Consider the following 12,002-nt stretch of genomic DNA (forward strand, 5'->3'; position numbering starts at 1 on the left):
TATACGACTCTTTTTTTATTATCTAGTTCTCATTTTAGTAGCTTGTTGTCTTGCTTTTTTTATTTGACTATGGTCAAATGGATGAAGGTCTTTTCTAGTAGTTAAGTTAGCAATGTTTGAAGCTATAACAACTTCAGAATTTGATTTACCTTTTTCACCTTTAATACCCATAACAATTATTTTGTGACCTTGGTTTATGTCAATAAATTCTGGCTTTTTAAACCATCTATTTCTTTTGTATTCACATTTAGCTATTTGCTTACCAGCATCAGATTTAACAACTAGCCAAACATGTAATCTATTAAAAATACCAAGAAAGCTCTTAGCTTCAGTTTTAACTGATAAAACTGTACCAGATACACTTGTCATTCTATCTCCATATTTATTCATATATGCATCAGAGTAGTATTTTGTCATTTTATCTTTGAAACCCATTGCAAAAACTCCTTTTATTATAAATTATACTATATTAACAATAATTATATTGTCATTATAGCATAAAAATTATAGATATAAAACAAAAAATAGAATTAATAATTTAAAGAAAGATAATATAAAATAAAATCTAAAAGCCATGAATATGATATTAAAATAAGGGGTAAATTTTTGTATAATATAAGGTGAACATATGTAATAATTAAACAAAAATATAAAAATATAACTTTGATTAAGGGGAGGTGTCTTATGAATAAAATTACAATAGAAGAGATTACTAAAGAAGAAATTATCTCAAAAGTGAAAGAGATTAGAGAAAAGCAGGGTAGATTAGTAGCTATAAATGGATATGTAGATAAAGATAAAAATAATATTGTAGTGTACACGCTAGAATATGATAACTTTAGGAAACATTATTACATTAAAGGTGAGACTATATTACCAACTGTGACTAATATATATAAAGGTGCACAGTGGTTCGAAGAAGAGATTCAAGAAATGATGCCATTAAAATTTGAAGGATTAATATTTAGTGGAAGATTATTCTTGCCTGAAGAGTTTAAAGAAGGTGAGGGGCAAATATTAATAATGCCATTAAATGAATTGAAAAAGTTAAAAGATAAATAAGAGGGGGAAGAAGGGATGAGTTATATTTTGCCATTAGGTCCTTATCATCCAGCTTTAGAAGAGCCGGTTCATGTTAAACTTCTCACTGAGGGAGAACTTATAAAGGATTCTGAGGTATTCATAGGTTATAACCATAGAGGAATAGAAAAATTAACGGAAACTAGAAATTTTATTCAAACAATAACGTTAGTTGAAAGGGTATGTGGAATTTGCTCTCATTCGCATGCAATGACTTATTGTTTAGCTATAGAAGATATTTCAGGTATGGAAGTACCTAAGAGAGGTCAATATATTCGTGTTATTATGAGTGAACTAGAAAGGTTACATTCACATTATTTATGGTTGGGATTAGCTGCACATATAATTGCATTTGATTCCTTATTTATGATGTGCTTTGCGTCAAGAGAAAAAATTATGGATATGCTAGAGGTTATAAGTGGTAATAGGGTTAACTATGCTATGAATATTATTGGTGGATCCCGTAGAGATATAGAGGAAGAGCAAAAACAAACATTAATAAAGATGATAGCTGAATTAAGAAAAGAATATAAGAATATTTATAATATATATGCGAAAGATTCAAGTATAGCAGCTAGGACTAAAGGCGTTGGGATTTTATCAAAAGATGATGCTTTAAATTATGGTGCATGTGGTCCACATGGAAGGGCATCTGGAGTTGATTTTGATGTAAGAAAAACTATGCCATATAACTCTTATGAAGATTTTGAATTTAATGTAGCATTAGCAAATGATGGGGATGTATTTTCTAGGGCTGTAGTAAGGTTAATTGAAATTGAAGAAAGTTTAAAAATTATTGAGCAAGCTTTAAATAAAATGCCTAAAGGTCCTATTAATTTAGGAAATAAAATACCTAAGGTGCCAGCAGGTGAGTATATGAGTGTTACTGAAGCACCAAGGGGCGAGGTAACTTATTATGTAGTAACAAACGGTGGACAAACAAATGGAAGGGTTAATATTCATGTACCGACATTTAAAAATTCAATGACAGTACCGGTTATGTTAAAAAATAATACGATTGCAGATGCTGGGTTAATAGTTGCAAGTATAGATCCATGTTTCTCATGTTTAGATAGATAGGAGAAAAAATATGCATGAATTAGCTGTAACTAAGGGGTTACTTAAGATATGCCTCGAAGAAGGGGAAAAGCATAAAATTGAAAGGATTAATAAAATAAATATTAAGGTTGGAGAGTTAACAGACTTAGTTCCAGATTGTATATCATACTATTTTAGTATTGTAGCAAGAGGAACAATAGCTGAAAATACAGAAATTAATGTTGAAAAAATACCAGTAGAAATTAAATGTAATAAATGTGGGTATAAAGGCATTATGGGTAAGAATGACTATAAATGTCCTAAGTGCAAGGGTTTGAAATATGAAATTACAAAGGGAAGAGAGTTTTATTTGGATACGATGGAGGTTGATTAATATGGAAATAAAAGTTGTAAGACAAATTTTAGAATGGAATGAAGATTGTCACAAGGAAGTTCAAAAAACACTTAATGATAACAATGTAAAAATGATCAACATTATGGGGGCGCCAGGAGCAGGAAAAACAACATTTATATTAAATTTGATTAATGAACTTAAGAAGAAAGAGGTAAGGGTTGCCGTTATTGAAGGGGATATTGAAGGAACTATAGATGCAAAAAGAATTCAAGAGGAAGGAATTCCTGTTGTTCAATTAAATACTCAAGGGGCCTGTCATATTGAAGCTATGTCAATAAAGAATATTATTAATAAATTCGATTTAAATGAATTAGATTTAATAATAGTTGAAAATATAGGGAATTTGGTATGTCCAGCAGAATTTGAGATTGGTGAGGTATTAAAGATTGCATTATTAAGTATTCCAGAAGGGGATGATAAAGTTGTAAAGTACCCGTTAATGTTTTCAAAAGCAGATGCCTTGGTACTTACAAAATATGATATGATAAAATATTTTAACTTTAATGAAGATGAAGTTAGGGAGCAGGTATTATTAAGAAACCCTAATTCCAAGATATTTAAAATAAACTCATTAGAAAAAGGTGAAGCAAGATCTTTTGCAGAATGGGTAGTTAAAAAAATATAATATAGAAGGTGATAATTTATGAAAAGGTGGACAGCGTTTTTAGGAACCTTTATTTTATCATATTTGTTTTGGATTTTATTTTTAATGCAGGATTTTAATATTTTAAAATTAGGAGCACAAGAGATTATTGTAGGAGCTATTGTTGCCGCAATAGTTAGTTTATTTTCAAGTCAGTATTTTGCAAGAGAAGATGGAATGTGGTTGTTTAAAAAGTTTAGAATAATAAACTTAATAGCATTTATTCCGGTATATTTATGGGAATTGATTAAAGCAAATTTTAGTGTTGCAATTAAATCATTATCTCCTAAGATAGATATAAACCCAGGTATTGTAAAAATAACTACAGATTTAAATTCAGATTATGGTTTAGCTATGTTGTCAAATTGCATAACATTAACCCCTGGAACTATAACAATGGATATTTATGAAGATGAAGATAATAAAAATGCAATGTATATTCATTGGATAGATGCGACAACAGAAGATACTAAAGAAGCATCGGAAATAATAAAAGGCAAATTCGAATATTTTGTAAGGAGGCTTTTTAAATAATGAATATTAATTCTATATTTTATATAGTGGCAATATTATTAGCTATCCTAGCATTAGTTTTAGTATATAGAGTTTTTAAAGGACCTAATGTAATAGATAGAGTTTTAGCAGCTGATTCTATAGATATAATTTTAGGTATTGTAATGATTTTATTTGGTGCAATTGAAGAAAGAGCTATGTATTTAGATCTTGGACTTATTATAACTCTTTTAGGCTTTATTGGAACAGTTTTAATTTCTAAGTATATAGAGGGGGAATTATAATGTCTATACTAGAAGTAATAATTTGTATATTACTAGTAATAGGAATCTTTTTTACACTAGCCGGAGTTGTTGGAGTAATTAGAATGCCTGATACTTTTTGTAGACTTCAAAGTGCAACTAATATAGCAACTATGGGAGCAATGCCAATAGCTTTAGCATGTAGTATATATGGCTTTAGTGAATCAAATACATCATTAGGAATTAAGTCATTGATAATAGTTGTATTTTTATTAATAAGTAATCCAGTAGGAGCACATGCCATGGCAAGAGCAGCATATAAAAATAAGGCAGAGTTAAGTGATAAAACGAAGTTTGATCATTATAGGAGGGATATAAATGGGTAGTTTTGAAATACTTAATTTTTTAGTTATATGTGGATTAGTTATTGCTGCTCTTTGTATATTTTTTTTAGACGATATGCTTCAATGTATTATTGCGATGGCTGTTCTTGGTACATTTTTAGCATTAGAATTTTTAATACTTAAAGCACCAGATGTAGCACTTGCAGAAGCGGCAGTTGGAGCAATATTAACACCTGTAATCTTTATAATAACTTTAAATAAGGTTAAGACTAAGGAGGAAGAAAAATGCAAAAAAGAATGACATATATAATTTTAATTTTATTACTTGCAATTTTTTCTTTTGTTGGATTTAAGATGGGGTCAAAGCCGGAAGTATTTGGAGATGCATCACAAATAATTATTGATGAAACTATGAGTAAAACTGGAGCTATAAATTCAGTAACAGCAACAGTATTTGATTTTAGGGGATATGATACATTAGGAGAAGCAATAGTATTGTTCACTGCAATTTGTGGTGTTGCAGCAGTATTAAGAGAAGAGAAGAAAGCAAAGGAGGAGAAATAATATGAAAAAGAGGAGAGACTCAATATTAATTTCTTGTACAAATTTAGTTTTGCCTATTTTGCTTACTTTAGGGCTTTATATTATAATACATGGACATTTATCACCTGGTGGAGGATTTCAAGGAGGTGTACTAATTGCTGGAGCTGTTGCATTGATTTATATTGGATATGGATTTAAAAAGGTTAAGAATGGAATAGCTTCTAATACATTTAAAATTGCAGAAGATTTAGGAGCACTTGGATTTATAATATTAGCATTTATAGGATTAATAGGTTCAGGAGTGTTTTTTGGAAATATACTTGAAAAGGGAACTCCAGGAGAATTATTTTCGTCAGGAAGTATATTTTTAATGAATTTTGCAGTAGGATTTAAAGTTTTTGCAGGAATTTCTTTTTTGATAATCATTATGTTGAGCAATTTAAATAAAAAGGGGGAGGAGTAGATGACAATTAATTATATTGGAGCTTTTCTATTAATAGTTATAGGTTTAGCCATAATTGTATTGAAGAAAAATCTAATAAAGATAGTAATTGGGATGGGAATTTTAGATTCAGGAATAAACCTATTATTAATTTCAATTGGATACAGAACTAATGGAACGGCACCTATATTTAGTGATAATAGTACTTATTTTGTAGATCCTATTCCTCAAGCACTAACTCTTACCTCCATAGTAATAGGAGCTTGTGTTACTGCACTTGCTTTATCAATAGTTATTAAAATTCATAAGCATTATAACAGTATAGAAAGTGATGATATAAGGAGGATTAGAGGGTGAGTACTAAATTTATTAATAGTCTTCCAATAATTGCGATAATGATGCCGTTTATATTAGCTTTTGTACTTGGGCTTTTTAAAGAAAAATATATAAAAGTAAAAAAGGCATTAACAGTTATAGCAACTACAGTATCGTTTATATGTGTATTATTATTAATTAAGCCAGTGTTAGTAGAGGGTGGAGTAATAGTAACTTGGATGGGAAATTGGCTTCCTATAGAAGGAAAAGCTTATGGGATTTGTCTTGAAATAGATTCATTAGGTGTATTTTTATCGTTAATTATTACAGGGGCATCATTATTATCAGCAATTTATTCATTAAAATACATGAGTCACGATAATGGGTTAGAAAAATATTATGTATTATTTTTATTATTAACTTCAAGTATGATTGGTTTTGTATTTACTGGTGATTTATTCAATATGTATGTAATGCTAGAAATAATGACTTTTGCAGCTATTGCTTTAACTGCATTTAGAAATTATAAGGACAAGTCAGTTGAAGCAGCATTTAAATATATAGTAACAGGATCATTAGGATCATCTTTAATTTTACTAGGAACTTGTTTGATATATAGTGAAACTAAAACATTAAACTTGGCTGAAATAGCTGTAAGTTTAAATATATCACAAGGTATGAGTTCTACTATGATAGTTGCATTTGCGCTTATGATGGTTGGATATGCAGTTAAGGCATTTATGGTTCCATGTCATACTTGGCCAACAGATGCTCATATGGCAGCACCTTCATCAATATCAATGATACTATCTGGTGTAATGAGTAAAACAGGAGTATATGCAATTATAAGATTGGTATTTATGATTTTTGGACTAGCATCTAACAAGCCAGTAGGATATTTAATTTTAATATGGGGATTAGTAACAATGGTAATAGGAGTTTCTATGGCATTGTTACAACATGATTTTAAGAGGCTTTTAGCATTTCATTCAGTTTCGCAAATTGGATATATAATTACAGCATTAGGAATTGCAATTATAGAAAGTGGAGAAATAAGCATAATGGCTTTAACTGGTGGAACTTATCATATGATAAATCATGCTATATTTAAAGGCTTATTATTTTTAGTTGCAGGTGCAGTTTTGTATACAACTGGAACTACGGATTTAGATTCAGTTTCAGGGTTAGGAAAGAAAATGCCTTTTACTATGGCGATGTTTTTATTTGGAGCAGCAGCAATTAGTGGTATCCCACCTTTTAATGGATTTGCATCTAAATGGATGATTTATGAATCAGGTTTTAATGGAAATTTGGGTATTGCTTCAATAATAGCTGTTGTAGTATCAGCACTTACTTTAGCATCCTTTATAAAAGTAGGACATTCAGTATTTTTTGGTCCTATTAAAAAGGAGCATGATCATTTAGAAGATGTTCCATTATCTATGAAGATACCCATGGGTATTTTAGCAACTTTAACAGTTGTTTTGGGAATAATGCCAAGATTAGTAGTAGAAAATTTATTAATGCCAGTTGTAAGAGCAATTTATAATTTGCCTATATATATTGGAAGTGCATTAGGAAATGTATATGGTGTATTGGATATAAACTTTGATGTTAGTAAAATTGAATTTTCAACTAATGGGATTTATAGTCCAACAAATTTTTTAATTTTATTCATAATATTGCTTTTAGGTGTTTTATTGTTTGTAATATTTAAAGGAGAAAAGACTGGTGAGGAAATACATGAACATCTTGATAAGGAATTTGATATGAGTATATTTACAAGATATCAAAATAAGGCTTCAAATGGTATGAATTATTCAAATGTAGATATAGAGTCAAGTTGTAAATATGATATTTTTGTTGGTGGAGAAGAGGGTGATAAGGTTAAAGTTGGGGCTAATGACTTGTTCTGGGGAATGAAATATCAATTAAAGGGATATTTAAATAGTATCCAGAGGGCACATAGCGGAAATGTTAATGATTATGCTTTATGGATTGTAAGCACATTAGTCATAGTATTAATAATTTTATTTATATTTGTATAGGAGGTGGGAATATGGAGTATATTTTAAAATTAATTAATTTATTAATATTCCCAGGCTTTATTTTTACAATGATTATGGGATTATTTTTATCAGGTGTGGATAGAAAAATAGTCGCTAGAATGCAAAGAAGAAGGGGACCTAAGATTTCTCAACCTTTTTATGACTTTGTAAAATTAATAGGAAAGGATACTATAGTACCTAGAAATGCTAATGCTAAATTATTTATAATGGCACCAATAATAGCATTAGTTAGTATTTGTATAGTACCAGTTTTATTTCCTATATATAATGTATCATTTTTTGGAGGAGTGGCAGATATTGTTGTAATTATCTATTTATTAACTATTCCTTCAGTAGCAATAATAATTGGTGGAATTGCATCAGGGTCACCATTTGCATCCATAGGTGTTTCAAGAGAAGTTGTTTCTATGATTGCATATGAATTACCGCTTATAACATCAATATTAGCTGTTTGTAAAAAAGCAGGAATGGTTTTAGGAATGGGAACTACGTATTCTTTATCTGCAATATCAATGGCCCAAAAAATTAATGGAAGTTTTATATTTTCTATAGCATTATTGCCGGCTGCTATTGCCTTTTTGATGATTTTACCAGCTAAAATTGGAGTTGCACCATTTGATGTGGCAGAGGCAGAAACTGAACTTTGTGAAGGACCATTAGCAGAATATAGTGGATTGCAGCTTGGGCTATTTAAGTTAACACATAATATAAAATTATATGTTATGACTGCTCTATTTGTAGTTTTGTTTTTAGGCAATGTAGGAGTTGAAAATGAAAATTTAGTAATTAATATAATAGTTAATACATTGATATTAATTGTATTAGTAGTTGTGATTACAGTATTATTTTTATCTGTAGTAAGGGGACTTATGGGTAGATATAAATCTAATCAAATGTTTAAATTTTATTGGACAGTACCAACTATATTAGCGCTATTAAGCTATGTATTAGTAAGCTTTAATTTGTAAGGGGGTATTTGGTAATGGCATTAGTAGAAAAAAGTAGGGAAAAATCTCCTTGGATATATCATTTAAATACTGGATCTTGTAATGGGTGTGATATTGAATTACTAGCATTACTTGGACCAAGATATGATATAGAAAGATTTGGTGTTAAAGTTGCAGGTTCTCCTAGGCATGCAGATATAGTGGTTGTAACAGGACCAATTACAGTACAGTCTAGAGATAGAATGATTAAGGTTTTATCACAAGTTCCAGAACCAAAGGTTGTTGTATCCATAGGGTCATGCCCAGCTTCAGGAAATGTATTTAAGGATAGCTATGCTATTGATGGACCATTAGATAAATGGACTACTGTAGATGTAACAGTTGGAGGATGCTCTCCAAAACCAGAAGCAATAGCAAAGGGAATATTAAAAGCTGTAGAAATACTAAATAAGAAGAGGGAGGTAGAGACACATGTTTAAACTTCCTTATTTATTAGAAGGTATAAGTAATATTTTTAAACCTGTATTAACAAATGAAGAAGATTTTGATAATACAAAGGGAGCAAAAAATTATAGAGGAAAGCTTTATTTTGATTCTAATGCATGTATAGGCTGCGGAATTTGCATTAGGGTTTGTGCTGGACAAGCAATTACTAAGGAAATTAAGCCTGTAGAAGGTGGACAGGAAATAAAAATGACATTTGATTTAGCGTCATGTACATTTTGTGGGTTATGTACAGATTTTTGTCCTAAACATGCAATAAAAACAAGTGAAGAGGTAATGATGGTAGAAAATGATAAAGAAAAATTAAAGGTTGAAGGAAGCTTTATTAAAAAGTTACCACCAAGGCCAACAATAAAACCAAAGCAAGGGGAAAAATCAAAAGAAGTAATAGACAAAAAAGAAAAAATATAAAATAAAAAGGCGCAAATAAGCGCCTTTTTGTATAAGTAAGATTCTAAATTTTAATTTGACTTACTCGAACTTGCTTGAAACTCCAAATTTTAATTTGGCTAGTTGAAAGTACACTTTAGTGTACTCAGCGACTGAAAGGAGTCGAGTTTCCTAAGTGAGAGCCCAAATTTTAATTTGGTTTACTCGAACTTACTCAGCGACTGAAAGGAGTCGAGTTTCCTATTAAGAATAGTAGCTTTCAATTTTTGATTTTCTATTTAATAGTTTATATCCTGAAAGACTAGGATTAACTTTAGTAAAACGAGCTGATTGCCAAAGACCAAAGCATTTATCAAATTTGTAAAGTTCATTATCTATTTCAACAATTGCTGAGTTATTTATATCAAAACCCTTGAAGGAAACCCTTTTTCCTTTTTCTTTTAAATATTTAAGTGCTTTCCCTAGTAGTTCATCAGGATCAGGAATATTTCTTTCCTCTAAAAAAATTTGAAATGAATCTTTAGTATTACTACAATTACTTTCCATACAATAACCTCCTAAAATTTCCCGCGTGTATAAATATTATATGCATTATGTAAAATATTTACAATAAAAAAATAACTATTTATCAAAAAAATATTGGAAACAGTTCCAAAATGATAATTTATTTGTAAATAATATAAAAAATTTAATATTTATTTAAAAGATTTTTATAAAATTATGGATAAAGATAAAATTTTGAATTAGGCAGTAAATATTGCAGGTTACTATTTAGGATAAGATTAACAGAGGTTGTTAAATTAGAATAATATATATAGTATAAGTATTATAAGAGATGGATTTATGAAAAAATATAACAATGAAAAAAAAGGAAAAAGTAATAAAAAGAGTAGTTCTTATAAAAAAAATAATAATAACAGTAAAAATAGCAACAATAGCACTAGTAGTATTACCGAAGAAGAAAGGGCAGATTTACTTAATCAAATTGGAATTTTAGACTTGTCTTCCTTTGGAGTATATTTAATAATATATGCAGCTATTCTAAATATACAATACCTAGAATGGGAAAAAATTAAAATATTAGATCAATTAAATGAGAGTAATTATTCAGATATGGTGCAGGACTTATCTGAGGTACCCAAAAATGCAAATGTTATCTATTTGTTTGTAACAGCAATTTTTACAGGAATAATATTTAATAATTATAGGTCAGTTTTATCGCAAATAGGAGAAGAAAGAGATGAAAAAGAAATTGAAAAGGCTTATAAAAGTGTAATAGCTATTTTATTAATTTTATTGGGTACTACAATAAATTTTGAGGTATTACATTCTTGATGGTCTTAATATATGTGTATATTAGGACTATTTTTGATAAAAAAGTAATAAAGGATATTTACTATATGGATTAAAATGGTATAAAATATATATAATTGAATTATTGATAAAAAATTAACTATTAATACATATATAAAATTAAAAATATATATAACTATATTAATAATAGTTAGAATGATGTTTACAGTATATTAAGGGGGAAAGGATTATGAAAATAATTGTTGGGGCTGGAAAAACAAAATATAATGGGTGGGTTTCTACTCAAGAAAATGAACTAAATTTGTTAAATTTAGAACAATGGGAAAATTTAAAGGGTAATGAAGAAATTGAAGCGATATTAGCAGAACATGTTTGGGAACATTTATCTTTGGAGGATGGAATAAAAGCAGCGGAAAATTGCTATAGATTTTTGAAACCAGGTGGGTATGTTAGATGTGCTGTTCCAGATAAGAATTTTAAAAATGCTTTATATCAAAGTATGATTAAAGTGGGGGGACCAGGCCATGAAGAGCATCCAGCAGCAGAGCATAAAATGGTGTATGATTATAAGACTTTAGTAAAAGTATTTGAGGAAGCTGGTTTTAAAGTAACTCTTCTAGAATATTGTGATGAACAGGGAGATTTTCATTATAAGGAATGGGATGAGTCTAAGGGAAAGGTATGTAGAAGTTATAGGTTTGATAAAAGAAATTCTATGGGCAAATTAGGCATGGTATCGATTATAATTGATGCTGTAAAGCCAGTAGATAAATAAGAAACTTGAAAATGATAAGTATTATTAATATAATTAGCTTAAATGAAAAATTTAAAAGAGGTGTAAGTATGAGTTCATTTAGGTCAATTAATAGTAATGAGGCCAAGAATCTAATAGAAACCTGTAATGAATTAGTAATTATAGATGTAAGAAGATTTAGTGAATATAAGTCTGAGAAGATTCCTAATGCAGTAAATATACCGGTTGAAGAATTAGAATGGGAGATTGAAGAGTTGAAAGAAAATATAGATAAGCCTATTTTAGTTTATTGTAAAGCAGGGCATAAGAGTGCTTTAGCATGCCAAATGCTAGAGGAAGAAGGGTTTAGTAAAATTTACAATTTAGGGCAAGGTATTTTAGGCTATGATGGTAAAATAGTTTAAAAGTAACGTATTTAAAATAGTAAATAATTAAGATTTGCTGTTTTA

Annotated in this window: 20 protein-coding genes; 18 read left to right on the plus strand and 2 right to left on the minus strand. The window is 29.3% G+C overall.

All coding sequences use genetic code 11. The annotated features are described in order from the left end of the window. Positions 1-18 precede the first annotated feature (18 nt). Positions 19-435 (minus strand): hypothetical protein, encoded by a 417-nt coding sequence (locus I4V63_RS05425; RefSeq protein WP_196000279.1) that lies wholly within the window; start codon positions 433-435, stop codon positions 19-21. Between the two features lie 249 nt (positions 436-684). Here I4V63_RS05425 and I4V63_RS05430 point away from each other — a divergent pair, with 249 nt between their 5' ends. From I4V63_RS05430 to I4V63_RS05500, 15 genes are read left to right on the plus strand one after another with little or no spacing between them, the layout of a single operon-like run. Beyond that, on the plus strand, positions 685-1,062 hold the full coding sequence (locus tag I4V63_RS05430; protein WP_196000280.1) for an NADH-quinone oxidoreductase subunit C: 378 nt from the start codon (positions 685-687) through the stop codon (positions 1,060-1,062). Positions 1,063-1,077: 15 nt separating this feature from the next. Then, positions 1,078-2,160 (plus strand): nickel-dependent hydrogenase large subunit, encoded by a 1,083-nt coding sequence (locus tag I4V63_RS05435; protein WP_196000281.1) that lies wholly within the window; start codon positions 1,078-1,080, stop codon positions 2,158-2,160. Between the two features lie 10 nt (positions 2,161-2,170). Beyond that, on the plus strand, positions 2,171-2,512 hold the full coding sequence (gene hypA / locus I4V63_RS05440; RefSeq protein ID WP_196000282.1) for a hydrogenase maturation nickel metallochaperone HypA: 342 nt from the start codon (positions 2,171-2,173) through the stop codon (positions 2,510-2,512). A gap of 1 nt (position 2,513) precedes the next feature. Then, a complete protein-coding gene (gene hypB, locus I4V63_RS05445) occupies positions 2,514-3,158 on the plus strand; it encodes a hydrogenase nickel incorporation protein HypB (protein ID WP_196000283.1) in 645 nt (214 codons plus the stop codon). A gap of 18 nt (positions 3,159-3,176) precedes the next feature. Further along, a complete protein-coding gene (locus tag I4V63_RS05450; protein ID WP_042394263.1) occupies positions 3,177-3,710 on the plus strand; it encodes a Na+/H+ antiporter subunit E in 534 nt (177 codons plus the stop codon). After that, the gene (locus I4V63_RS05455) at positions 3,710-3,973 is read left to right on the plus strand and encodes a monovalent cation/H+ antiporter complex subunit F (RefSeq protein WP_042394262.1); all 264 of its coding nucleotides are present in this window, start codon (positions 3,710-3,712) and stop codon (positions 3,971-3,973) included. The genes I4V63_RS05450 and I4V63_RS05455 overlap by 1 nt, the downstream gene beginning before the upstream one ends. Further along, positions 3,973-4,317, plus strand: coding sequence for a monovalent cation/H(+) antiporter subunit G (gene mnhG, locus I4V63_RS05460; protein WP_042394260.1), 345 nt, complete (start codon positions 3,973-3,975; stop codon positions 4,315-4,317). Before I4V63_RS05455 ends, mnhG begins: the two co-directional genes overlap by 1 nt. Further along, the gene (locus I4V63_RS05465; RefSeq protein WP_196000284.1) at positions 4,310-4,576 is read left to right on the plus strand and encodes a hydrogenase subunit MbhD domain-containing protein; all 267 of its coding nucleotides are present in this window, start codon (positions 4,310-4,312) and stop codon (positions 4,574-4,576) included. Before mnhG ends, I4V63_RS05465 begins: the two co-directional genes overlap by 8 nt. Then, the gene (gene mbhE, locus I4V63_RS05470; RefSeq protein ID WP_196000285.1) at positions 4,561-4,839 is read left to right on the plus strand and encodes a hydrogen gas-evolving membrane-bound hydrogenase subunit E; all 279 of its coding nucleotides are present in this window, start codon (positions 4,561-4,563) and stop codon (positions 4,837-4,839) included. Before I4V63_RS05465 ends, mbhE begins: the two co-directional genes overlap by 16 nt. Position 4,840: 1 nt before the next feature. Continuing rightward, positions 4,841-5,281, plus strand: a complete 441-nt coding sequence (locus tag I4V63_RS05475; RefSeq protein WP_042394254.1) for an MnhB domain-containing protein — start codon at positions 4,841-4,843, stop codon at positions 5,279-5,281. Next, positions 5,282-5,617, plus strand: coding sequence for a cation:proton antiporter subunit C (locus tag I4V63_RS05480; RefSeq protein WP_196000286.1), 336 nt, complete (start codon positions 5,282-5,284; stop codon positions 5,615-5,617). Next, on the plus strand, positions 5,614-7,623 hold the full coding sequence (locus tag I4V63_RS05485) for a proton-conducting transporter membrane subunit (protein ID WP_196000287.1): 2,010 nt from the start codon (positions 5,614-5,616) through the stop codon (positions 7,621-7,623). The genes I4V63_RS05480 and I4V63_RS05485 overlap by 4 nt, the downstream gene beginning before the upstream one ends. 11 nt (positions 7,624-7,634) lie before the next feature. After that, a complete protein-coding gene (locus I4V63_RS05490; RefSeq protein WP_196000288.1) occupies positions 7,635-8,612 on the plus strand; it encodes a complex I subunit 1 family protein in 978 nt (325 codons plus the stop codon). Positions 8,613-8,626: 14 nt separating this feature from the next. Next, on the plus strand, positions 8,627-9,070 hold the full coding sequence (gene nuoB, locus I4V63_RS05495; RefSeq protein ID WP_196000289.1) for an NADH-quinone oxidoreductase subunit NuoB: 444 nt from the start codon (positions 8,627-8,629) through the stop codon (positions 9,068-9,070). Continuing rightward, positions 9,063-9,506: a 4Fe-4S binding protein gene (locus I4V63_RS05500; RefSeq protein WP_196000290.1), complete on the plus strand. Its 444-nt coding sequence runs from the start codon at positions 9,063-9,065 to the stop codon at positions 9,504-9,506. Before nuoB ends, I4V63_RS05500 begins: the two co-directional genes overlap by 8 nt. Positions 9,507-9,728: 222 nt before the next feature. On the opposite strand, the gene I4V63_RS05505 is transcribed toward I4V63_RS05500, so the two are convergent. Then, positions 9,729-10,031 carry a hypothetical protein gene (locus I4V63_RS05505; protein ID WP_196000291.1) on the minus strand — a complete coding sequence of 101 codons (303 nt, stop codon included), beginning with the start codon at positions 10,029-10,031 and terminating at the stop codon, positions 9,729-9,731. A gap of 297 nt (positions 10,032-10,328) precedes the next feature. Between I4V63_RS05505 and I4V63_RS05510 the strand changes: the two genes are divergently transcribed. The 3 genes from I4V63_RS05510 (at position 10,329) to I4V63_RS05520 (ending at position 11,957) form a co-directional block, all read left to right on the plus strand. Then, positions 10,329-10,820, plus strand: a complete 492-nt coding sequence (locus I4V63_RS05510; RefSeq protein WP_196000292.1) for a hypothetical protein — start codon at positions 10,329-10,331, stop codon at positions 10,818-10,820. A gap of 208 nt (positions 10,821-11,028) precedes the next feature. Continuing rightward, positions 11,029-11,574 (plus strand): methyltransferase domain-containing protein, encoded by a 546-nt coding sequence (locus I4V63_RS05515; RefSeq protein WP_196000293.1) that lies wholly within the window; start codon positions 11,029-11,031, stop codon positions 11,572-11,574. Between the two features lie 68 nt (positions 11,575-11,642). After that, positions 11,643-11,957: a rhodanese-like domain-containing protein gene (locus I4V63_RS05520; RefSeq protein WP_196000294.1), complete on the plus strand. Its 315-nt coding sequence runs from the start codon at positions 11,643-11,645 to the stop codon at positions 11,955-11,957. Positions 11,958-12,002: the final 45 nt, after the last annotated feature.

This window comes from Clostridium sp. 1001271B_151109_B4, assembly GCF_015670405.1.
Taxonomy (GTDB): domain Bacteria; phylum Bacillota; class Clostridia; order Clostridiales; family Clostridiaceae; genus Clostridium.